At 62.4% G+C, this 21,482-nt stretch carries 18 protein-coding genes and 1 tRNA gene; 5 read left to right on the forward strand and 14 right to left on the reverse strand.

The genetic code is table 11. The features are described from left to right. Positions 1-310 precede the first annotated feature (310 nt). Positions 311-2,218 (reverse strand): phosphodiesterase DibA, encoded by a 1,908-nt coding sequence (gene dibA, locus ASC85_RS17030; RefSeq protein WP_057450585.1) that lies wholly within the window; start codon positions 2,216-2,218, stop codon positions 311-313. Between the two features lie 143 nt (positions 2,219-2,361). On the opposite strand from dibA, the gene desA reads away from it, so the two are divergent. Further along, the gene (desA, locus tag ASC85_RS17035; protein WP_057450586.1) at positions 2,362-3,549 is read left to right on the forward strand and encodes a delta-9 fatty acid desaturase DesA; all 1,188 of its coding nucleotides are present in this window, start codon (positions 2,362-2,364) and stop codon (positions 3,547-3,549) included. A gap of 286 nt (positions 3,550-3,835) precedes the next feature. After that, entirely contained in the window at positions 3,836-4,825 is a 990-nt protein-coding gene (locus tag ASC85_RS17040) for a GGDEF domain-containing protein (protein ID WP_057450587.1), read from the forward strand. Positions 4,826-4,971: 146 nt separating this feature from the next. Here ASC85_RS17040 and ASC85_RS17045 read toward each other — a convergent pair whose 3' ends face one another. The 3 genes from ASC85_RS17045 to gabD form a co-directional block, all read right to left on the reverse strand. Then, positions 4,972-6,186, reverse strand: a complete 1,215-nt coding sequence (locus ASC85_RS17045) for an HDOD domain-containing protein (RefSeq protein WP_057450588.1) — start codon at positions 6,184-6,186, stop codon at positions 4,972-4,974. 137 nt (positions 6,187-6,323) lie between these two features. After that, on the reverse strand, positions 6,324-7,601 hold the full coding sequence (gene gabT, locus ASC85_RS17050; RefSeq protein ID WP_057450589.1) for a 4-aminobutyrate--2-oxoglutarate transaminase: 1,278 nt from the start codon (positions 7,599-7,601) through the stop codon (positions 6,324-6,326). A gap of 171 nt (positions 7,602-7,772) precedes the next feature. Further along, the gene (gabD, locus tag ASC85_RS17055; RefSeq protein WP_003196484.1) at positions 7,773-9,215 is read right to left on the reverse strand and encodes an NADP-dependent succinate-semialdehyde dehydrogenase; all 1,443 of its coding nucleotides are present in this window, start codon (positions 9,213-9,215) and stop codon (positions 7,773-7,775) included. 349 nt (positions 9,216-9,564) lie between these two features. Between gabD and ASC85_RS17060 the strand changes: the two genes are divergently transcribed. Continuing rightward, positions 9,565-9,641 (forward strand) — tRNA-Arg (locus tag ASC85_RS17060). A gap of 64 nt (positions 9,642-9,705) precedes the next feature. On the opposite strand, the gene ASC85_RS17065 is transcribed toward ASC85_RS17060, so the two are convergent. The 5 genes from ASC85_RS17065 to ASC85_RS17085 all read right to left on the reverse strand — a co-directional run bounded on the left by ASC85_RS17065 (position 9,706) and on the right by ASC85_RS17085 (position 14,611). After that, positions 9,706-10,323: a hypothetical protein gene (locus ASC85_RS17065; RefSeq protein ID WP_057450590.1), complete on the reverse strand. Its 618-nt coding sequence runs from the start codon at positions 10,321-10,323 to the stop codon at positions 9,706-9,708. Continuing rightward, positions 10,320-10,892, reverse strand: a complete 573-nt coding sequence (locus ASC85_RS17070; RefSeq protein ID WP_057450591.1) for an RNA polymerase sigma factor — start codon at positions 10,890-10,892, stop codon at positions 10,320-10,322. The genes ASC85_RS17065 and ASC85_RS17070 overlap by 4 nt, the downstream gene beginning before the upstream one ends. 184 nt (positions 10,893-11,076) lie before the next feature. Beyond that, on the reverse strand, positions 11,077-12,750 hold the full coding sequence (locus tag ASC85_RS17075) for a vWA domain-containing protein (RefSeq protein WP_057450592.1): 1,674 nt from the start codon (positions 12,748-12,750) through the stop codon (positions 11,077-11,079). Between the two features lie 174 nt (positions 12,751-12,924). After that, on the reverse strand, positions 12,925-13,506 hold the full coding sequence (locus ASC85_RS17080; protein WP_057450593.1) for a hypothetical protein: 582 nt from the start codon (positions 13,504-13,506) through the stop codon (positions 12,925-12,927). Between the two features lie 103 nt (positions 13,507-13,609). Next, positions 13,610-14,611 carry a zinc-dependent alcohol dehydrogenase family protein gene (locus ASC85_RS17085; RefSeq protein WP_057450594.1) on the reverse strand — a complete coding sequence of 334 codons (1,002 nt, stop codon included), beginning with the start codon at positions 14,609-14,611 and terminating at the stop codon, positions 13,610-13,612. A 107-nt stretch (positions 14,612-14,718) separates the two neighbouring features. Here ASC85_RS17085 and ASC85_RS17090 point away from each other — a divergent pair, with 107 nt between their 5' ends. Continuing rightward, positions 14,719-15,597: a LysR family transcriptional regulator gene (locus tag ASC85_RS17090; protein WP_057450595.1), complete on the forward strand. Its 879-nt coding sequence runs from the start codon at positions 14,719-14,721 to the stop codon at positions 15,595-15,597. A gap of 9 nt (positions 15,598-15,606) precedes the next feature. Here ASC85_RS17090 and ASC85_RS17095 read toward each other — a convergent pair whose 3' ends face one another. The 3 genes from ASC85_RS17095 to ASC85_RS17100 all read right to left on the reverse strand — a co-directional run bounded on the left by ASC85_RS17095 (position 15,607) and on the right by ASC85_RS17100 (position 17,842). Continuing rightward, positions 15,607-16,920, reverse strand: a complete 1,314-nt coding sequence (locus ASC85_RS17095; RefSeq protein WP_057450596.1) for an MFS transporter — start codon at positions 16,918-16,920, stop codon at positions 15,607-15,609. Positions 16,921-16,959: 39 nt separating this feature from the next. After that, entirely contained in the window at positions 16,960-17,133 is a 174-nt protein-coding gene (locus ASC85_RS32640) for a hypothetical protein (RefSeq protein WP_164488486.1), read from the reverse strand. Between the two features lie 148 nt (positions 17,134-17,281). Then, positions 17,282-17,842 carry a YbhB/YbcL family Raf kinase inhibitor-like protein gene (locus ASC85_RS17100; protein ID WP_057450597.1) on the reverse strand — a complete coding sequence of 187 codons (561 nt, stop codon included), beginning with the start codon at positions 17,840-17,842 and terminating at the stop codon, positions 17,282-17,284. Between the two features lie 139 nt (positions 17,843-17,981). Here ASC85_RS17100 and ASC85_RS17105 point away from each other — a divergent pair, with 139 nt between their 5' ends. After that, the gene (locus ASC85_RS17105) at positions 17,982-19,514 is read left to right on the forward strand and encodes an apoptosis inducing factor family protein (protein WP_057450607.1); all 1,533 of its coding nucleotides are present in this window, start codon (positions 17,982-17,984) and stop codon (positions 19,512-19,514) included. Between the two features lie 109 nt (positions 19,515-19,623). Here ASC85_RS17105 and pgaD read toward each other — a convergent pair whose 3' ends face one another. After that, positions 19,624-20,130: a poly-beta-1,6-N-acetyl-D-glucosamine biosynthesis protein PgaD gene (pgaD, locus tag ASC85_RS17110; protein ID WP_057450598.1), complete on the reverse strand. Its 507-nt coding sequence runs from the start codon at positions 20,128-20,130 to the stop codon at positions 19,624-19,626. Beyond that, positions 20,127-21,482, reverse strand: a complete 1,356-nt coding sequence (gene pgaC / locus ASC85_RS17115; RefSeq protein WP_057450599.1) for a poly-beta-1,6-N-acetyl-D-glucosamine synthase — start codon at positions 21,480-21,482, stop codon at positions 20,127-20,129. The genes pgaD and pgaC overlap by 4 nt, the downstream gene beginning before the upstream one ends.

The raw sequence follows: 21,482 nt of genomic DNA on the forward strand, positions 1-21,482 counted from the left end.
CACAGGTCCTGCTCAAACAGATCTGAGGGGTGTACGACCGGGAGAACCAGGTCGGCTACTAGGCCGCCTCGTGGTGGACGTTGATCTCGGGCGCCCCGTTAACCACGCTGGCCGAACGCAGGCATTGTGGAGTGGGCCCCCGGAGCAATGCCGGAGTGAGGGCATGCCGAGCCCTAGCGAGGCACCGAGTGGTGGGGCAAGAGCGTTTTGCTTACTTTTGCGCTCTTCAAAAGTGAGCCGCCGTAAGGGCGGAACCGTCAGCAGCCGTTACCGCAGCAACGGATATGTACTCGACCAATACCCCTGACGATCAAGCAATAACCGGCACCCGATCCCAATCCAACTGCGCCGCCGCCACGGGCCGGCCAAACCAGTAACCCTGCCCCAACTCACACGCCTGGCCAAGCAAAAATGCCGCCTGCTCACGCTGCTCGATGCCCTCGGCGTGCACCTGCATGCCCATGCTGTGGGCCAGCGCGATGATCACCCGGACAATCGCCGCGTCATCCTCATCCCACGGCAACCCCGCGACAAAACCCTGATCGATCTTCAGTTTCTGCACCGGCAAACGCTTGAGCCGCAGCAGCGACGAATACCCAGTGCCAAAATCGTCGATGGCCAGGCGCACGCCCAGCTCCCGCAGGCGATGCATCTGCTCCAGCGCCACCTCGGGGTCTTCCATCACCGCACTTTCCGTCACTTCCAGTTCCAGGCAGCCCGGATCCAGGCCCGTGTCATGCAACACCTGGGCGACCTGGTCATACAACTCACGACGGGCAAACAACCGACTCGATACGTTGACGGCGACAAACGACAGCGCCACGCCGGCCTGCTGCCACTGGCACATCTGCCGGCAAGCCTGGTCCATGACCCAGGCATCGACCTGGGCAATCAGGCCGGTACGCTCAGCGATGGGAATGAACTCGGCCGGCGACACCAATCCACGCGTGGGGTGCTCCCATCGCACCAGCGCCTCGACACCGATCAGACGACTGGTCGCCAACTCGTGGACCGGCTGGTAGTGAACGCGCAACTCCTGTTGCTGCAGCGCGCGCCGCAATTCGAAGGCAATCTCGACCCGCTGCTGAGCGTGGGCCGTGAGTTCTTCCGTGTACAAGGCGTAGCCGTCGCGTCCGGCGCTCTTGGCCTTGAACAACGCCGAGTCGGCATTGCGCAGCAGCTGCCCGGCGCTCAGGGCATCGCCGGGAAACAGACTGATGCCGATGCTGGCATTGATGAACAATGCGTGGTCATCGAACCGCAGGGGCTCTTTCAAGGCGTCGAGGATGCGCCGGGCCAGCGCCGCTGCCTGGCCTGGCTGCGAGCAGTTTTCCACCAGCACCGCAAATTCGTCGCCCCCGAGCCGGGCCAGGGTCACCCCCGGCGCAAAAAGCCCGCGAAACCGCTCGGCCACGCCTTTGAGCAATTCATCGCCCACGTTGTGACCCAGGCTGTCATTGATGTTCTTGAAGTGATCCAGGTCCAGCAGCAACAGGGCACAGCCTCGCTTGTGCAACTGCGCCGACGCCAGGGCCTGCTCGGTGCGATCGGAAAACAGCAGGCGGTTGGGCAAGCCTGTCAGCGGGTCGTGATGGGCCAGGTAGGCCAGTTCGTGCTCGGAATCCTTGATGGCGCTGATGTCAGAAAACACCGCGACATAATGGCTGACCTCGCCGCTGTCGTCGCGAATGACGCGGATCGTCTGCCATTGCGGGTAGATCTCACCGCTTTTACGCCGATTCCAGATCTCGCCGCTCCATTCGCCCTGGCTGCTCAGGGAAGCAAACATGTCGCGATAGAACTCCGGCCCATGGCGACCGGACTTGAACAGGCTGGGGCGCTGGCCCAGCACTTCGTCCCGCACATAACCGGTGATCGCCATGAAGGCCCGGTTCACGTGCACGATCAGGCCGTTGCGGTCGGTCACTAACACCCCTTCGCGGGTGCAATCGAAGACGGCGGCAGCCTGGCGCAGGCGCTCTCGATCGGCGCCGTGCTCGCCCTTGGCGAAAAAACGCGAGATCCGCGCCCGCGCCAGGAACACCAAGCCGGCGCTGAACAGAGCCCAGGCATAGCCGTTGATCAGTAGCCAGCGTTGTCTGTCGGCGAATTGATCGAAGAAACTGGTCGATAAATAACCAGTCAGTTGCAGCCAGATGACTGACAGCACGAGATAAAGCAGCGCTACGCGCATGGCACTGCGTTGATAGACAGTCATTCGGCCATCCATGTCCCTACAAAGAGGTGGATTATAGAGGAAGAAACATCCAGCCACTCTTATCTGAAAGGCCGACTGGTTTTATCTGTCGGGCCGGTGATAATGCAACGGCTGTTTCTATCTTTATGAGGGCCCTACAGCCTATGTGGTACGAAGGTTTTCTTGGCTTGTCGGCCTGGTCACTGGTGGCAGTCACCCTGCTGATGACCCACGTCACGATCATTGCCGTCACGGTCTACCTGCACCGTTATTCGGCGCACCGCTCCCTGGAGCTCAACGCCGGTCTCAAACATTTCTTCCGTTTCTGGCTGTGGCTGACCACGGCACAGAACACCCGCGAGTGGACCGCCATCCACCGCAAGCACCACGCCAAATGCGAAACCGTCGACGACCCCCACAGCCCGGTCATAAAAGGCTTGTCCACCGTGCTGCGCAAAGGCGCCGAGCTGTATCGCGCCGAGGCGGAAAACCCGGAAACCCTGCGCATCTACGGCAAGAACTGCCCCGACGACTGGATCGAGCGCAACCTCTACAGCCGCTTCCCGCTGCTGGGCGTGGCGATCATGGGCATCATCGACCTGCTGCTGTTCGGCACCATCGGTATCACCATCTGGGCCATCCAGATGATGTGGATTCCCGTGTGGGCCGCCGGCGTGGTCAACGGCCTGGGCCATGCCGTGGGCTACCGCAACTTCGAATGCCGCGACGCGGCGACCAACCTGGTGCCCTGGGGCATCCTGATCGGCGGTGAAGAGCTGCACAACAACCACCACACCTACCCCAACTCGGCCAAGCTGTCGGTACGCAAATGGGAGTTCGACCTGGGCTGGGCCTGGATCCGGGTGTTCAGTTTCCTGCGCCTGGCCAAGGTCCAGCGGGTTGCGCCGATCGCCCACCGGGTCGAAGGCAAGGGCCACCTGGACATGGACACGGCCATGGCGATTCTCAACAACCGTTTCCAGATCATGGCGCAGTACCGCCGGCTGGTCATCGCGCCGCTGGTCAAGCAGGAACTGGAAAAGGTCGATCACTCGGTGCGTCACCAGTTCCACCGGGCCAAACGCCTGCTGTCGCGGGAAACCAGCCTGCTGGACGACCGTCACCACGTGCGCATCCAGAACATGCTCGAACACAGCCAGGCGCTGAAGGTGATCTACGAGAAACGCCTGGCCTTGCAGCAGATCTGGGTCAAGACCAGCAGCAACGGCCACGACATGCTCGCCGCCATCAAGGAATGGGTCCACGAGGCCGAGGCCAGCGGCATCCAGTCCCTGCGCGACTTCGCCGACCAGCTCAAGACCTACTCGCTACGGCCTGCCACGGCCCTGTAGGAGCTGCCGAAGGCTGCGATCTTTTGATCTTTCGCTTGAGATTCAAGTGTCAGGGAAAAGATCGCAGCCTCGCTCCGCTCGACAGCTCCTACAGGCCCAGCGGGGGCAATCTCTGGCCACAAGCTCAGCCCCCATAAACTGACCGGCTAAATCCCCCGCCCTTCGTCGCCTGAAAAGGAACTTCGCCCCAAATCCCCTATCTCAAAGAGCACTTCGCCATCCAGGCGGGTTTTGGAGAAAGCGCGTGCGAACCAACAGCAGTGCATGCTCTTTGAGATTTGTGCCGATGGTCGACAAGAACCTACAGGATTACTCCCTACCTCATTGGCCCGAGGCAGCCCAGACGCTCATGGCGCTGATGCATGCCCAGGGCGAAGTGGCGCGCCTGAGCGAGCGTGAGCAGTTGTTCAGCTCGTTGCTGGTCAGCGTCAATGCCGTGCTGTGGGCGTTCAACTGGGAAACCCGCCAAGTGCTGTATGTCAGCCCCGCCTACGAGCGGATCTTCGGCCGCCCCGCCGGCCTGGTCCTGGCTGACTTCAACGAATGGCGCGACGCAATCTACCCCGACGACCTGGAGTACGCCGAGCGCAGCCTGGCCGAGGTATTGGTCAAAGGCGCCGTCGAAGACCGTGAATACCGCATCATCGCCGGCAACGGCCAGATCCGCTGGCTGAGCGACAAATGCTTCATCAACCGCAAGGCCGAGCCAGGGCAACCGGTGATTGTGGTGGGCATTGCCGAAGACATTACCGAAAAGAAACTACTGGAAAGCGAACTGCAGCGCCTGGCGACCACCGACGTGCTGACCCAAAGCAGCAATCGCCGGCATTTTTTCGAATGTGCCCACCGTGAGTTCGAGCAGGCACGGCTACAAGGCATGCCCATGGCGTTCCTGTTGCTGGACATCGATGACTTCAAGGTGATCAACGACACCTACGGCCACCAGGAAGGCGATACCGTGTTGCAGAGAATCGCCGAAAGCGGGCGGTCCGTGCTCCGGCGCGGTGACCTGTTCGGGCGGATCGGCGGCGAAGAGTTCGCCGCGGTGTTCCCCGGCTGCCCCCCGGACATGGCGCTGCAAGTGGCCGAGCGGTTGCAACGGGAAATCCAGCGCCTGATGTTCCGCTGCGGTGAACAGAGCTTCGGCATTACCGTCAGCCAGGGCCTGACTGGCATTACCCCCGAAGACCAGTCCCTTGACAGCCTGTTCGCCCGCGCCGACGCAGCCATGTACGAAGCCAAGCGCAAGGGCAAGAACCGCATCATCGCGGCTTGAGTGAGTTGTCCCGCCACTGATCAACTGTGGGAGCAAGACTTGCCCGCGATAGCAGCGCCTCGGTGTCCACTTGAACCCAAGTTGCCTGCATCGCGAGCAAGCTTTGCTCCCACAAAGCCCGCTCCCACAGGGGTTAGGTGCTGGTGCTACTTACGGCGCAACCGCGTCAACTCCGGCAAGCCGATCTTCAGCAACCGCGCCGTACGGCTACGGGCCAGTTCTTCGAGGCCCTCATGCGCGGGCAGGTGCGCCATCTGCGCCGCCATGTTCATCACCAAGGCTTCACGGGAATACACCCCGCCCCCCAGGCTATAGGCCGCCGCGATCAACTCACGCAACTCCAGCGGCAGGCGCCAGCGAGTGCGCAGCGCCGAGCCGAAGCCGGCGCCGTATTGATCGAGGGCGTTCCCGACTTCCTCCAACTCATCCAGTTCGCCACCCGCCTGCGTCCATTCTTCCAGGCAACGCAGCAGCGCCAGGTCGCCCAGGCGATGCAACAGCCCCGCGCAGTAACAACGCTCCGGTTCCAGATCCAGCAGCCGCGCCAGGATCCGGGCGTACTCGGCGGTGTGCAGCGATAATTCCCAGTAGCGCTTGGCATAGTCCGCCAGACAGGGAACGGTGAGCCGGGCGCAGCGCTTGAGGGTCAGGCCGAGGATCAGGTTCATGCTTTGCCCGGTGCCGAGCTGGTGCAGCGCCTGGGCCACGGTCTGCACCGGGCCGCCGCCCTGATGCTGGGCAGCGCTGTTGGCCGCCGCAATCAGTACCCCAGCGATTTGCGGGTCGGTGCGGATCTCTTCTTCCAGCAGTTTCAGATCCAGGCCTGTGGGGTTGAGACAGCGCTTGACCGCCACCTGCACATCGGTCATCAGCGGCGCGCCTTCGGACAGATCACGCCGACGCTCCAGAAAAGTTATCAGGGTCAACCCCGGCCCCGGAACCGGCGCATCGTTGGAGGTTTCTTCACCGCCCACCAACAACCCCTGCAAACGCTGGGTCAGGTTTTCCCGGTTCAAGGGCTTGGTCAGATACGCGGTCGGCGCCAGCGGCAAGACCTCACGCACGCTGGCGCTGTCGTTGCGCCGACTCATCAGGATGAACGGCAACGGCGGCGTGCGATGCTGCTGGCGAAGGCCACGCAAAATCGCCAGGCCATCAACCCCCGGCAGCTCCCAATCGGCGATTACCAGATCGTAGGGATGCTTCGCCAGCAAATCCAAAGCCTCTTTGCCGTCGCCACAAGTGTCCACCCGAGCATCGCAGCGCACACCCGACAACACCTGCTCAAGCAGCTCACGGAACGCCGGATCGGCCTCGGCGATCAACACACGCGGTACAGCGGGTAAAACCACAGCAGTCATGCAGCATGCTCCCTTGCCATACTTGCACCTTAGACCTTGGTGGCCGCTCCAGACAGCTCAAAATCCACCGGGCAGGTCCGCAGATATGAAAAACCCGCCAGAAGGCGGGTTTTTGTGGATCAGCGCACAACCGTCACTCAGAGTTCAGAGAAGCACTCTTCGAGGATCGCCAGGCCTTTGTCCAGTTGCTCGTCCGGCGCGGTCAGCGGCACCAGCACCCGCAGAACGTTGCCATAGGTGCCGCAGGACAGCAGGATCAGGCCCTTGTCGCGCGCCTTTGCCACGATTTGGGCTACCGCTGCCGCGTTCGGCTTATGGGAGTCGCCGTTTTCGAACAGCTCCACGGCGATCATCGCGCCCAGGGCACGCACGTCACCGATGACCGGGTACTTCTTCTGGATCGCCTTGAGGCCGGTCACCAGACGCTCGCCCACAGCCTTGCAGCGGTCCAGCAGGTGCTCTTCTTCGAACACTTCCATTACCGCCAGCGCCGCCGCACAGGCGATCGGGCTACCGGCGTAGGTGCCACCCAGGCCACCCGGCGCGATGGCATCCATGTACTCGGCCTTACCGCACACACCGGCCAACGGGAAGCCGCCAGCGATGGATTTGGCGAAGGTGGTCAGGTCGGCGGCAACGCCCATCTGCTCCATGGCGAAGAAAGTGCCGGTACGGCCGGCGCCGGTCTGCACTTCGTCAGCGATCAGCAGGATGCCGTGCTGGTCGCACAAAGCGCGCAGGCGCTTCATGAATTCCTTGGGCGCTACGTAGAAACCACCTTCGCCCTGTACCGGCTCGATGATGATTGCCGCGATGTCACGCGGCTCGGCGTCGTTCTTGAAGATACGCTCGATGCTGGCGATGGAGTCGTCGATGCTCACGCCGTGCAGTTCGTTCGGGTACAGCGCGCGGAAGATGCCGCCGGGCATCAGGCCCATGCCGGCCGAGTACGGCACGACTTTACCGGTCAGGCCCAGGGTCATCATGGTGCGACCGTGGTAAGCGCCGGTGAAGGCGATCACACCGGCACGGCCCGTGGCGGCGCGGGCGATTTTCACGGCGTTTTCCACCGCTTCCGAACCGGTGGTCACCAGCAGGGTTTTCTTGGCGAAATCACCCGGCACCTTGGCGTTGATTTTTTCGCACAGTTCCACGTATGGCTCGTAGGCCAGGACCTGGAAGCAGGTGTGGGTCAGCTTGTTCAGCTGTTCGGTCACGGCCGCGATGATTTTCGGGTGCACGTGGCCGGTGTTCAGCACGGCGATGCCGCCGGCGAAGTCGATGAATTCACGACCTTCAACGTCGGTTACCGTGGCGTTCTTCGCCGATTCGGCAAAGATCGGGTGAATCTGGCCAACACCGCGTGGAACAGCGGCGGTACGGCGGGCCATCAAGTCAGCGTTAGTCTTGCTCATTACAGTCCTCATTCGCCGCTCATCGGTCGGCGTGGCTCAAGGAATACATGGCGGGGAGGCAACTGCGACAGCATGCGATGATCGACTGCCGCAGCGTTCCGGCCACAAGAAACAGAACGGGTGAAACACGCAAAGGGACAGCGCTCTCGTGCCCTTTGCGCTTGAAGCAGATCAGATACCCAGGCAGAGGTATTTGATTTCCAGGTAATCCTCGATGCCGTACTTGGAGCCTTCACGGCCCAGGCCCGACGCCTTGATACCACCGAATGGCGCGACTTCGTTGGAAATCAACCCGGTGTTGACGCCGACCATGCCGTATTCCAGGGCTTCGGCCACACGGAACACACGGCCCAGGTCGCGGGCATAGAAGTACGAGGCCAGGCCGAACTCGGTGTCGTTGGACATCGCGATCACTTCGGCTTCGTCTTTGAAGCGGAACAGCGGTGCCAGCGGGCCGAAGGTTTCTTCCTTCGCCACTGCAGCGTTCTTCGGTACGTTGGTCAGGATGGTCGGCTCGAAGAAATTGCCTTCCATCGCCTTGCCGCCCGACAGCACGGTCGCGCCTTTGCTGACGGCATCAGCGATGTGCTCCTGCACCTTGGCGACCGCTTTGCCGTCGATCAACGGACCGGTGGTGGTGCCATCGTCCAGACCGTTGCCGATCTTGAGCTTGGCGACCGCCACTTTCAGTTTTTCGGCGAACGCGTCGTACACCGAATCCTGGATGTACAGGCGGTTGGCGCAGACGCAGGTCTGGCCGTTGTTGCGGTATTTGGAAATGATCGCGCCTTCGACGGCCTTATCCAGGTCCGCGTCGTCGAACACGATGAACGGCGCGTTGCCGCCCAGTTCCAGGGAGACTTTCTTGATGTCCTTGGCACATTCGGCCATCAACTGGCGACCGATCTCGGTCGAGCCGGTGAACGACAGCTTACGCACGATCGGGTTGCTGGTCAGCTCGCCACCGATGTCGCCGGCGCTGCCGGTAACGACGCTCAACACGCCTTGCGGAATGCCGGCACGGTGCGCCAGTTCCACCAGGGCCAAGGCCGAGAACGGGGTTTGCGACGCTGGCTTGATGACCATGGTGCAACCGGCAGCCAGGGCTGGGCCGGCCTTGCGGGTGATCATCGCGGCCGGGAAGTTCCACGGGGTAATGGCTGCGGTCACGCCGATCGGCTGCTTGATCACGATCAGGCGCTTGTCGGGTTGGTGGCCGGGAATCACGTCACCGTAGATGCGCTTGGCTTCTTCGGCGAACCATTCAATGAACGAGGCGGCGTAGACGATTTCGCCCTTGGCTTCGGCCAGTGGCTTGCCTTGTTCCAGGGTCATCAGGCGACCGAGGTCGTCCTGGTTTTCGATCAGCAATTCGTACCAGCGGCGCAGCTTGTTGGCGCGCTCCTTGGCGGTCAGTGCACGCCAGGCAGGCAGCGCCTTGTCGGCGGCTTCAATCGCCCGACGGGTTTCGGCGGCGCCCATCTTCGGCACAGTGCCCAGCACTTCGCCCGTCGCCGGGTTGGTGACCTTGATTGTCTGACCATTGTCCGCATCGACCCAAGCGCCATCGATGAAGGCTTGCTGGCGGAACAACTGGGTGTCTTTAAGCTGCATGTCGGCTTTCCTTAACAGCACCGCGCACGCGCGGAGCGAATTAGATTTGTAGAAAGGCGCCTCGGGGGCTGCCGTCAGGGAAATCATTCACCGGGCTGAAGCACAGAAATAACGCACAAAAGCACAGACGTGCGGTTCAGCACCCAGACAAGAGCGTTTGAAATCTCAAACGAATCCTAGGGCCGATAGGGGTGAAGGACAATAGGCTGTTCGAAAAAAAGAACGAAAAAACCGAATTTGCCCGTTTTTTCTGATCAGCGTAGCCGATGCCCGCCCAGCCTTATGAAAACACCGGCAAATCAGCAGCATGGACGCCCGCGATGCATATGAGTATCATGGCGCCCGCGTCGCACCAGTAGCTCAGCTGGATAGAGTACTGCCCTCCGAAGGCAGGGGTCGTGGGTTCGAATCCCGCCTGGTGCACCATACATGGAAAATCAAAAGCCCCAGGTCGCAAGGCCTGGGGCTTTTTTGTGGGCGCTGATCTTACTCAACGCTTGCGCAACGCCTCCAACCGCGCCGGCAAGTCCTCCTCGGGAAAGCGCTGATGCAGCGCCAGCAGCTTCTCATCAGCCGCCTTGCTCTCACCCGCCTCACGCAAGCGCAATATCTCCAGCAAGCCTTGCTCCAGCGATGGCAGTGCAGCTGGCGCCGACTTGCTCATTTTCGCCGCAGGTTTTTCCGCCAACGATTGCATCGGGCTTGCCGGGGCTCGGGCCAATTCGCCTTGAGGCGCCATGCCGGTGATCGGTGCGGGGGCGGGCACGGCCGGCGGCGGTGCGGCGGCAACGGCGGGCGCTTGCCGATCGGCGGAAAACTCCATCGAGGCGGGTGCGGACAGTTCGTCGTGGGTCACGGGCGAACGCAGTACCAGGCCGATCATCAGCGCCACGCCGGCGACCGTGGCGAATGCCATTTGCCAGCGCGGCCGTTGGCAGGCCTGTAGCCAGCGCTGCCACAGGCTTGGCGCGGGCGTCGGGGCTTCACGGCGGGCGGCGGCCAGGATGAAGGCGTCCAGGGAGGCCGGCGGCTCGGCGCTGGCGTGTTGGCGGAAATGCTCGATCAGCATTTCATCGTCGGGGGCCGGGGTGTTTTTGGGGTCGATCATGCGGGTACCTCCTCGGCCAGCAGGCGATGCAGTTTCTGCTGGGCGTAACGCAAGCGGCTCTTGACCGTTTCCAGCGGGGCGCCGGTCAAGGCGGCAATCTGTGGCAGCTCCAGGTCGCCGTGCAGGCGCAGCAGGAAGACTTCCCGCTGATCTTCGGGCAAAGCCTGCAATGCAGCGTCGAGACGCGCCTGGTCTCGACTCAGGGTCAACTGTCGCTCAGGGCTGCTGGTGTCGTCGGGTTGGACGTGAAGCTGCTCGTCATAGCTGTCGTGCAAAGGGTTGTGGACACCATGCTTGCGCCAGTGGTCGATCAAGCGGTTGCGGGCAATCTGGAACAGCCAGGTGCGAAAACTCGCCCGGCCTTGTGGCTGGGTGGTGCTGCGAATCAGGCTGAGCCAGGTGTCCTGAAACACTTCTTCGGCCAGTTCGGCCTTGTTGCTCAAGGACACCAGGAAACGGTAGAGCCCTTGCCGATGGCGGGCGTAGAGGACTTCGAAAGAGGCCCCATCGCCATCGCGGTAGCGGGCCAGCAGCGATTCGTCGCTGGGAGAATCAAGCGCAGCGGGCATGTGGGTGACGAACTCCTTTGCGGTCAACACAGTTCTGGCAGGCGACAAGAGAATACTGTGGGAGCGAGCTTGCTCCGGGCGGCGATCCGACGATGACGTCGGCTCAGTCAATGATGATGCTGATCGATCCACCGCTATCGCGAGCAAGCTCGCTCCCACATTTTGATCCCCGTTGCGCTCGGGATCAGCGCTTGGCCGCGGGCTCGAGGCTCTGGGCCAGTTCCACCAACTGCACAAACTCGGCACGCAGCCCAAACGGATCATCGCCGCGGGCCGAGCGTGCCAATTGCGCGGTGTCCTTCAAGCTCATCGTCCCAGTGTAGCGCCCGTCCCCCTTGAGCTGTTGGGCGAAGGCCGCCACGGCGGCCGAGAAGCGCAGGTCATCGCTGGCCTTGTATTCGTCCTGCGCGACCGCAATCGGATGCTCGATCAATCGACTGCTACCGCCCTCAGCGGGTTTGTAGCGTACGCGCAACATCGCCAATTCGCCTGACTTACCTTCCGGCTGGGGTGTACTGGCATAGCGCAACGGCTCCAACCAGCCCGGTTGGCCTTTCGGGACAATTTCATACAAGGCCGTCACCGTATGCCCGGCACCGATCTCGCCCGCATCGACCTTGTCGTTGTTGAAATCCTCACGCTTGAGCGCACGGTTCTCATAACCCAACAGGCGATATTCGCTGACCTGGGTGGGGTTGAACTCCACCTGCAACTTCACATCCCGCGCCACCACCGCCAGGGTGGAGCTGAGCTGGTCGACCAGGACTTTGCGCGCTTCGAGCAGGTTGTCGATGTAGGCGTAGTTACCGTCACCGGCGTCAGCCAATTGCTCCATCAGGTGTTCATTGTAGTTATCCACACCGAAGCCCAGCGTCGTCAGGGAAACGCCGCTTTTACGCTGGTCCACCGCCATCTGCTTGAGGCTGTCGAAATCACTGACGCCGACGTTGAAGTCGCCATCGGTGGCCAGCAGGATGCGGTTGATGCCCTTGTCGATAAAGCTCTCCCGAGCCATCTGGTAGGCCAGTTCGATACCCGAGGCGCCCGCGGTGGAACCACCGGCGTCGAGTTGATCGATGGCGTTGCGGATGGTCACCTTGTCGCGCCCCGAAGTAGGCTTGAGCACCACCCTGGATTCGCCGGCATAGACCACCAGGGATACCCGGTCCTGATCGCGCAATTGATCCACCAACAATTTCAGCGTGCTCTTGACCAGCGGCAGGCCTTCGCGACGGTCCATGGAACCGGAAACGTCCACCAGGAACACCAGGTTGGCCGGCGCCAGGTCCGCCACGGCGCGGTCGCTGGCCTTGATGCCAATGCGCAACAAGCGGGTGTGGGGGTTCCACGGCGATGGGGCCACCTCGGTGGTCACGCCAAAGGGTGAGCCGTCAGTGGGCAGGGCATAGTTATACGGAAAATAATTGACCATTTCCTCCAGCCGCACGGCACCTTCGGGCGGCAGGCTGCCTTGATTGAGCAAACGTCGCACATTGGCATAGCTGCCGGTGTCGACATCCACGCTGAAGGTCGAGACCGGCGTTTCGGCCACGCTGTGAATCGGGTTCTCCGGAAGCTTTTCGTACTGTTCACGCGGCTCGGCGCGGTACCCCCCGGCGATGGCATCGTTCGCCACGCTCGGGGCGGGCATCGATGCCGGCTTCATGAGCGTGCGCTTGACCGTCGACTGGCGCACTTCGGCGATCTCGCCCTGCGGCACGACACTGGGCGCCACGGCTACCGGTTCGGAGGGCTTGGCAGCCTCCCGGGAGGACAACCCACAACCGGCCAACGCCACCAGCAAAGTCACGGCGAAGCCTTGGGCAGCAGGACGCATAAAGGGAAGTGGACGGGACATGGGCTGAACCTCGTGAATGAATGATTCGTACACAAGCTCAGACGCAAGGCACACGAGGTTCGGGTTAACGACCAGGAAATTTTTTACGCGCTGAAAAAACCGGGCCGGCACCCCCAAAGTGGCCAGGCCGTTACCGCGATCGGACCCATCGCCAGCACGTTGCAGCAGGCATTGTCAGCGGGACGGAATGCCCCGCAGATCATCGGCGATGAATCCGCTCAAATGACTGGTGTAATAGTCTTCGACATCGGAGTTGCCTCTGTTCGTCAGCGCCCCCGTCATGCCTTTCAGGACCTCAAGTTGCCCGATCGCCCCACCCGGCATCAACCCCTGGCGGGCCTGGGCAAAGTGCAGCACTTCGACACCGGCCCTCTTTACCTTGACCTGATAATTGAAATCGACACTGGCCAGGTACGTACCGTCGGCGACGATTTTGTTCATGAAACCACCTTGGGTGTCTTGAATACGGCGCGCATAGACGGCGTTGACGTCCAGCAGATAGTCAGCGGTTTCCTTGCTGGAGGCATAGCGATTGCCGTCGAGCAGGCGGACGATCAGGTCGGTGTGCAACTGGTCACGGACCTTTTCGTCGGGCAGAAAGCGTTCGTTTTTGCCGACGACTTCGACGTTGAACGTATCGATCCAATAGGTGGCGGTCTCGGGGATCGCCACCGGCGCTGGGGAAATGTAGTAATCAGGCTTGGAAGCACAACCTGCCATAAGGCAGAGGGCCAGCAACAGGGTAAAAACTCGCATGTTTGAATTCGTCCTTGAGAGGTAGCGGCATAGTGGCGGCTGCATTCTACGGCGTTTGGACACGCGCTCAAGTTGTCTGGCCCTGACGGAGTGCGGTCCCGTCTCACTCGATCCCAATGTCCACTACCGTTTTCCCCGCCCCACGCCCCTCGGCCACCTGGGCAAAGGCCTCATTGACTTGCTCCAGGCCAAACCGGCGCTGATCCAGCTTGATCCGCAGTTGCCCTGACTCAACCAGAGCGGCGGCCTCCCGCAAGATCTGACCATGATGCTCGCGCCCCTTGCCAGTCAGCAGCGGCATCAACGTAAACACCCCGGAATAGCTCGCCCCGCGGAATGACAACGGCGCGAGGCTGTGTTGGCCCCAGCCGAGGCAACTGAGCACATGGCCGGTGTAGGTCTTTACCGCGTTGAAGGACGCATCCAGGGTCGGGCCGCCCACGGTGTCGTAGACGATGTCGAAGCCTTCGCCATCGGTGTACTGGCGCACGTAGCTGTCAGTGTCCTGGGTTCGATAGTCGATGGCTGACGCGCACAGTTCGCGGATGAAAGCCTGGCTGTTGGCCGAGCCCGTGGCGTAGACCTCGGCGCCCCGGGCCTTGGCGATTTGCACGGCCATTTGACCGACACCGCCCGCCCCACCATGTATCAACACCTGTTGCCCGGCCCGGACGTTGGCGCGATCGACCAAGCCTTCCCAGGCCGTGATGAAGGCCAGCGGCAAGGCGGCCGCTTCGCGCATGCTCAGTGAGCGGGGCTTGGGCGCAATCAGGCGGGCATCGACCGCGATGTATTCGGCCAGCGCGCCTTGGGCCCCGCCGATCCCGCCGGCCATACCGAACACCTCGTCGCCAGGCGCAAAGTCATTCACGCCCTCTCCCCGTTCAACCACCGTCCCGGCCAGGTCAATCCCCAATACCGCAGGCAGCGGCTGGCGTGCATGGGTACCGCCTCCCGCCGCGATCTTGGTGTCCAGCGGGTTGATTCCGGCGGCATGCACCTTGATTAATACCTGGCCTTTGCCGGGAATGGGCCGGGAGATGGAACGGACAATCAGCGCAGCCTGAGCGGTTTCGGCAACGGCGGCGGACATGGTGTTGTTCATGACGGTAAACCTCCAATGAGTGGGCAGGTTCATAGTGCGAGGGAAGACGCATTCCGATAAGTGAGCAACAATGGATAGGATTTATTCCAGGCAGAGGCTAAATCCTGATGGATCTGTTCGACGCAATGCAGGTGTTCGTGCGGGTGGTGGAGCGCGGCTCGTTCTCGGCCGTCGCCAGGGAACTGAACCTGGGCCAACCGGCGGTGAGCAAGCAGATCCGCGCGTTGGAGCAACACCTGGGCGGGGCGCTGTTTGCCCGCAGCACCCGCCATCTCGCGCTGACCGATCAGGGGCAGCGCTTCTACGCCGAAAGCAAGGACATACTCGCCAGCCTGGACGCGGCACGGCTCAGTTTCGCCAGCGGGCAGGAACAGATCGCCGGCCTTCTGCGCGTGGCGGCGCCCGTCAGTTTCGGCCGCTTGTGCATTGCGCCGTTGGTGGGCGAGTTCCTCGCGCGTCACCCACAGCTTCGGATCGACTTGAGGCTAAGCGATCAGAACGAGGATGTGTTGAAGGAGAACATCGACCTGGCCATTCGCATCGGCGTGGTAAAAAGCGAAGGGCTGGTAGCGATTTCCCTCGGCGACAGCCCGCGCCGGGTGTACGCCTCCCCCGCCTATCTGCAACAGCATGGCACGCCCCTCGCACCGGCTAATCTGGCCGGCCATAACTGTTTGGCGTTCACGCTGCTGGAGCACTACGACGTCTGGCGGTTCGACCAGGATGGCCGACAGCACAGCGTCACGATCAAGGGCAACGTTACCTGCAACAGCAGCGAGGCAATCCGGGAAATGGTGCTGTCGGGGCTGGGCGTTTCGCTGTCACCGCAGTGGTTGTTCGCGGCCGATATTCGCCAGGGAAGCGTCTGCACCGTGCTTGCCGATTACCAGCCACTGGCGCTGCCCATCAGCGCCGTGTTCAGTCACGATCGACGCCGCTCGGCACGCACCCGGGCCTTTGTGGATTTTTTGCGCGAGCGTCTTTGAACAGCCGGATCAGGACTCACAGGCCAATGACGGCTGTGCAGCCTTCCCATGCCGCCCAGGAAAATACGCCGCTGCAGCCACACCCACCGCGCCCATCACACCGCAATAGGCTACGCACACCCATGGGCTCCACGGCACCAGGGCGATCAGCATCAGCGGCGTCATGCTGGCCCACAGGGCATAGGCGATGTTGTAGGTGAGCGAAATGCCGGACACGCGGATCTTCGGCGGGAACAAGCTGACCATCACCGAAGGCACCGCGCCGACCACACCGCAACCCAGCCCGGCCACGGCGTAGGCCAGGCCCAGCCAGGCGCCACCGCTGATCAGGCTGGCGTAGAGCACGGCGATGCCCACGGGCAGCAGCAGGCTGTAGAGCATGACGGTGCGCCAGGCGCCGATGCGGTCGACGATGAGGCCGGCCAGGACGCAGCCGATGTTCAGGAACACGATGCCCAGGCTGCTCAGGGCGAAGGTGTGGCTGGGGGTCATGCCGAAGCTTTTCTGCATCACGGTCGGGGTGATGACCACGAACACCACCACGGCCGAGGTCAGCACACAGGTCAGGATCGCGGCAGGCAATAAGGCCTGGCGATGGTCGCGCAGGACCGTGCGCAACGGCAGTTCCGCTGCGCCTTCGCGATTGGCTTGCAGGGCCATGAAAATCGGCGTTTCGCTCAGCCAACGACGCAGCCAGACGCCGATCACGCCAAAAACGCCCCCCAGCAGGAACGGCAGGCGCCAGGCGTAATCGAGAATCTCAGCCGGTGTGTAGATCCGCGCCAGCGCTGTTGCGGTCAAGGCGCCCAGCAAGTAGCCGAAAGTCAGGCCGGCCTGGAGGAAACCCAGGGCATAGCCGCGATGATGCAGCGGCGCATGTTCAGCCACGAACACCCAGGCGCTGGGCACCTCGCCGCCCACCGCCGCACCCTGGAGGATACGCAGCGCCAGCAACAGCAACGGTGCGAAATAACCGATTTGCGCGTAGGTCGGCATCACGCCGATGAGCAGGCACGGCAAGGCCATCATCAGGATGCTCAGGCTGAACACGCGCTTGCGCCCCAGCCGATCGGCAAAGTGCGCCATGAGAATGCCGCCCAGGGGCCGGGCCAGGTAGCCGGTGGCGAAAATCCCGAAGCTTTGCAGCAAGCGCAGCCAATCGGGCATTTCCGGCGGGAAGAACAACTGGCTGAGGGTCAGGGCGAAGAAGACGAAGATGATGAAATCGTAGATTTCCAGCGCGCCTCCCAAGGCGGCCAGGCCCAGGGTCTTGTAATCGGATCGGCTGAATCGGTCACCGGGTAGAACAGGGGTGGCAATCATAGGCAGATTTGAACAATAAGTTTGAGAGAGGGCGACGGCTCAGTCGTCGCGATCATTAATCACCGGTTCAACCGGTGGCTGGCCTGGCTCGGCGTCTTCGGCCTCGTCGACAGGCAGGAAATCCTTGCGGCTCTGGGCGATGGCCCGGCGCATCTCGTCGCCCTTGGTGGGGCAGTTCAGGAGGCGGGCGATGCCGTCGGGTTTCTGCGTCATCGCCATCCTCCGGCATGAGTGAACAGGGGCTCGATAGTGCTCGCTTTTGGCGCGTGATGCCAATTTTGTGTCTTGGCGACGCCATTGTGAGGGGGCTGCGTCACGCCCCAACGGGGATAAATCCCCTCGCCACAGGGGATTGCGTTGTTTAGCGGTGGTAGCGGCGCACTACGCTGCTGTTGCGCAGGACGTGACCTTTGATTTTTTCCATCAGTTGAGCCCGTGTGAGGTCGGCGGGCAGGGCTTCCGGCGGCAGGTCCAGGGCGAAAAGCTGAATCAGATAGTGGTGAGCGCTGTCGCCGACAGGCGGGCAAGGACCGATGTAGCCGTGGGTGTTCTTGCTGTTGATACCGCTCTTGCCCTCCAACGAGGACTTGGTGCCGGCGCCCGCCGGAATCTGCCGCGTGGTGGCCTTGATGCCGTAGTGGATCCAGTGGTCGACACCTTGGCCCCTTTGGCCGTCCGGATCCAACATGACGATGGCATAGCTGAGGGTGCCGGGCGGGCCGGCGTTCCAGCTCAAGGCCGGAGAAATGTTCTTGCCACCACAGGTGTTGGCATCACTGGCTGCTGCCGCCGTGAAGAGGCGGTCGTCCGACACACCGGGGATGCTGAGGGTAAAACGCTCCTCGGCCTGGACAGCCCCTTGTGCGCACAGCACCAGGGCGACGGCCGCCAGCCAAGGGGAGAGAGAGTTCAATCGGGTCATACCGGGGCACCTTGTGCGTGTCTGGCCATGGACGGCCTGCGAACTATAGCCGCAGCTTTGCCAAGGTTGCAGTGACAATTATGCTGAAACTCGTTCCGGTCCTGCGACTCCAAAGGAAAACGCCTGCCGGAGAATGACCATGTCTCTGCATCAAGTCGCCCGTTTCGTCGACGTTCGTGAAGACCGCGGCCTCGAAGTCAAAATCGACGACACGTCCATCCTGCTGTTGCGCTCCGGCGATCAGGTGCGCGCCTTCCAGGGCAAATGCCCGCATGCCGGCGCACCACTGGCCAAGGGCGCGGTGTGCCACGGAAGGCTGATTTGCCCCTGGCACAAGGCCGCGTTCCGGGCTGAGGACGGCGCCCTGTGCGAACCACCGGCCCTCGACAGCCTGGCGCGTTATCACGTCGAGGTCCGGGACGGTGACGTCTGGGTCGACGATCAACCACTGCCAACCGATAAAGTCCCGCCGGCCGATGACGCGCGCACGTTTGTCATCATCGGCGCCGGTGCTGCCGGCACGGCTTGCGCGGCGGCGCTGCGCGAGAAAGGTTTTGGCGGGCGAATCCTGATGATCGACCGCGAAGCCGAAGCCGGCTACGACCGTACGGTGCTGAGCAAGTATGTGTTGGCCGGCGACATGGCGGTCAACGAGACGTCGCCGCTGCGCGATGAAACTTATTTCACCCAGCAACGCATCGAAAGGCTTCACGGCGAGGTCACCCATTTGGCCCCCGATACTCGGCACATCCAACTCGCCGATGGCCGAAGCCTGGACTACGACGCCGCGCTCATCGCCACTGGCGGCGTACCCAAGATGCCAGCGTTGCCCGGCATCGATTTGCCGCAAGTCTTCGTGCTGCGTTCGATCGCCCACGCCCGGCAGATTCTCGACACGGTCCGGCCCGGGCAACAGGCGGTGATCATCGGCGACAGTTTCATCGCCATGGAGGTCGCCTCGTCCCTGCGCAAGCGCGAGCTGAACGTCACCGTCCTGGCCCGGCATCCGGTGCCGTTCGCCGCACAATTGAGCGAGAGCGTTGGCCAGGCCATCCTGGCCCGACACCGGGCCAGTGGTGTGGTGTACCGCACCGACAGCGAAGCGGTGCAGATCGAGGGCACGGGCAAGGTCGAAGCCGTGGTGCTGGACAACGGCCAGCGCGTTGCCGCGGACCTGGTGATCATCGGCATCGGCGTGCGCCCGGCCACCGAGCCCTTCGCCGGATTGCCACGGGAACAGGACCAGTCACTGTCCGTTGACGCGGGCATGCGAGTAACCGATGGCTTATGGGCCGTCGGCGATATCGCCACCTTCCCCCTGAACGGCCAGCCCCAGCGCATCGAGCATTGGCGCCTGGCCCAGCAACAGGCGCGCATTGCCGCCGCGAACATGCTCGGCGGCGAGGAGCACTATCTGGACGTGCCGTTTTTCTGGACCTATCACTTCGGCAAACGCTACGACTATCTTGGCCACGCCGAGCACTGGGACGAAGTGGAATTCAAGGGCACGCCCGAGCATCCGCCCTTTATTGCCCTGCTGGGCAAGGACGGTCTCGTTGCCGCCGCGGTGGCCTGTGATGAAGGCCGGGCCATGGCGGCGTTGGCCCAGCGCATGAAACAACCGTTGCCGGTGGACGAGGCATGGCGGCTGATCCGGGACTTCTCGTCGTAGATCTGTCCCACATCCCACAGTTTTGTTTTGTGTTGACCGAAATATCCGCCACAACCCCAATCCCCCTGTGGGAGCGAGCTTGCTCGCGAAAGCGCCAGCGCGGCTTGCATCAATGCACGGACTGATCAGCCGGCAAATGGATAACCCGTGGCCGCTCCATTGGCGCCAGGGGCGGTGGCTGCAAGTCGGGGCTGAGCAAGTGGAAGTGCGGCACGACGTGGCTGATGTCGCCGTCCTGGTTGTTGTGAATAGTCTTCGAGCCGGGCTGGCGCAGCGTGTCCAGGCGCTCGTCGGTCAACTTGAAACTGGCGCTCAAGCCCTGGTCATTCACGACCGGGGCTGTCGACCGGCGCTGGGCGAAGCTGCGGCTTTTACGCTGTTGGTAACGCGCCCAGGTAATCAACAGCACCGCGTTGACCAAGGCGATCCAGCCATAGACCTGCAAGGTCCCCAGGGTATCGAACAGAGACCCTCCCGGGCGCGGACCGGCCTGGCTCGCGAACAGCGGCCACAGCCCATTGACCAGCAGGTACAACAGCCCCACCCACGCCAGCACGGTGAAAAACGCATCGATGACCACCAGAAAAGGCCGTTGCCGGGTCCTGATAATTTTCATCGGATCACTTCCTCTTCCTGATCATCGAACGGTTTGATACCGCGATCCGGACTGATCCAGCGCGCACGCTTCTGATGCTGCCCGAACAGCACTTTGGGAAAACTCACCAGGGTGGTGAAGAGGCTGATCAGCCAGAACACCAACGGGTACCAGACCACCCAGAACATGATGTGCCACAGGCCTTTTTCGTAACGCCGATCAATCAGGATGCTCACCGCGAATTGCAGCAGGCATACCACCGCCAGCAACAACCCGGTGAAGGCCGGCGGCATGAGGTGATCGACCGCGATGGCCGCTGGCATCTCGACGAACTTACCGGCGCCCCAGAAAATCACCGACAGCAGGAACGTGAACGCCCAGCCGGTGGACAGGCAATATTCGAACAACAGCGGCCACAGGTAGCGGTGGCGGTATTGCCAGATGCCACGGATGTTCTTGAACAGCACTTCCGCGCCACCCTGGGCCCAGCGCAGCCGTTGCCGCCAAAGGCCGCGCAGGGTTTCGGGCATGAGGATCCAGCACAGCGCGCGCGGCTCGTAGAAGATGCTCCAGTGATCCAGTTGCAGCTTCCAACTGATGTCGATGTCTTCGGTGATCATGTCCGGGCTCCAGTAGCCAACCCGGTGCAGGGCGGTGCGACGGAACGCGACGATCACGCCGGACACGGTGAAGATCCGTCCGAACACTCGTTGGGTGCGCTTGATCAGGCCGATGATCGAGGAGAACTCGCCAACCTGGACCCGGCCTATCAGAGTCGAGCGGGTACGGATGCGCGGGTTGCCGGTCACCGCGCCGAGGCGGGCGTTGTCCAGCATCGGCGCCACCAGATAGGCGCAGGTGTTCGGCGCCAGCAGCGCGTCACCGTCGATGCACACCAGGTATTCGCTGCGCGCCGCGATGGCGCCCATACGCAGGGCCACGGCCTTGCCCTGGTTTTCTGCCAGGTGCAACACGCGCAGGCGCGGGTCTTCAGCCGCCAGTCGATCAAGCATCTGGGCGGTGTTGTCCTTCGAGCCGTCGTTGATGGCGATGACTTCGATGTTCGGGTAATGCTGGCCCAGCGCCGCGTGAATGGTGTCGGCGACGTTATCGCCTTCGTTGAAGCATGGAATCAGGATGCTGATCAGCGGCTCGCCGGCCAGGGGCGGTGGCAAGGTGTCGTCCTTCCACGGCCAGTGGCGTTCCCAGTGCAGCCAGAAATACAAGCCGCCGGCGATCCACAGCCCGGACATGAACAGCGGGTAAAAGAACACGAAGTCCATCAGGAATTGCCCGGTGACCAGGAAGATCAGGCCCAGGGGCACCCCAAGGACGATCGCCAGCACCAGCAGAGCGAGCAGTCTGTCGAGCAT

Source organism: Pseudomonas sp. Root401, from assembly GCF_001425105.1.
GTDB classification, from domain to species: domain Bacteria; phylum Pseudomonadota; class Gammaproteobacteria; order Pseudomonadales; family Pseudomonadaceae; genus Aquipseudomonas; species Aquipseudomonas brassicacearum.

What these genes read in the sequence shown, in the direction of transcription:
- ASC85_RS32640 (WP_164488486.1), bottom strand. Translation starts at nt 17,133, where the DNA reads ATGACGCAGAAACCCGACGGCATCGCCCGCCTCCTGAACTGCCCCACC.
- ASC85_RS17070 (WP_057450591.1), bottom strand. Translation starts at nt 10,892, where the DNA reads ATGCCCGCTGCGCTTGATTCTCCCAGCGACGAATCGCTGCTGGCCCGC.
- ASC85_RS17090 (WP_057450595.1), top strand. Translation starts at nt 14,719, where the DNA reads ATGGATCTGTTCGACGCAATGCAGGTGTTCGTGCGGGTGGTGGAGCGC.
- pgaC (WP_057450599.1), bottom strand. Translation starts at nt 21,482, where the DNA reads ATGCTCGACAGACTGCTCGCTCTGCTGGTGCTGGCGATCGTCCTTGGG.
- ASC85_RS17075 (WP_057450592.1), bottom strand. Translation starts at nt 12,750, where the DNA reads ATGTCCCGTCCACTTCCCTTTATGCGTCCTGCTGCCCAAGGCTTCGCC.
- ASC85_RS17085 (WP_057450594.1), bottom strand. Translation starts at nt 14,611, where the DNA reads ATGAACAACACCATGTCCGCCGCCGTTGCCGAAACCGCTCAGGCTGCG.
- ASC85_RS17105 (WP_057450607.1), top strand. Translation starts at nt 17,982, where the DNA reads ATGTCTCTGCATCAAGTCGCCCGTTTCGTCGACGTTCGTGAAGACCGC.
- desA (WP_057450586.1), top strand. Translation starts at nt 2,362, where the DNA reads ATGTGGTACGAAGGTTTTCTTGGCTTGTCGGCCTGGTCACTGGTGGCA.
- ASC85_RS17040 (WP_057450587.1), top strand. Translation starts at nt 3,836, where the DNA reads ATGGTCGACAAGAACCTACAGGATTACTCCCTACCTCATTGGCCCGAG.
- ASC85_RS17065 (WP_057450590.1), bottom strand. Translation starts at nt 10,323, where the DNA reads ATGATCGACCCCAAAAACACCCCGGCCCCCGACGATGAAATGCTGATC.
- ASC85_RS17045 (WP_057450588.1), bottom strand. Translation starts at nt 6,186, where the DNA reads ATGACTGCTGTGGTTTTACCCGCTGTACCGCGTGTGTTGATCGCCGAG.
- gabT (WP_057450589.1), bottom strand. Translation starts at nt 7,601, where the DNA reads ATGAGCAAGACTAACGCTGACTTGATGGCCCGCCGTACCGCCGCTGTT.
- dibA (WP_057450585.1), bottom strand. Translation starts at nt 2,218, where the DNA reads ATGACTGTCTATCAACGCAGTGCCATGCGCGTAGCGCTGCTTTATCTC.
- pgaD (WP_057450598.1), bottom strand. Translation starts at nt 20,130, where the DNA reads ATGAAAATTATCAGGACCCGGCAACGGCCTTTTCTGGTGGTCATCGAT.
- gabD (WP_003196484.1), bottom strand. Translation starts at nt 9,215, where the DNA reads ATGCAGCTTAAAGACACCCAGTTGTTCCGCCAGCAAGCCTTCATCGAT.
- ASC85_RS17080 (WP_057450593.1), bottom strand. Translation starts at nt 13,506, where the DNA reads ATGCGAGTTTTTACCCTGTTGCTGGCCCTCTGCCTTATGGCAGGTTGT.
- ASC85_RS17095 (WP_057450596.1), bottom strand. Translation starts at nt 16,920, where the DNA reads ATGATTGCCACCCCTGTTCTACCCGGTGACCGATTCAGCCGATCCGAT.
- ASC85_RS17100 (WP_057450597.1), bottom strand. Translation starts at nt 17,842, where the DNA reads ATGACCCGATTGAACTCTCTCTCCCCTTGGCTGGCGGCCGTCGCCCTG.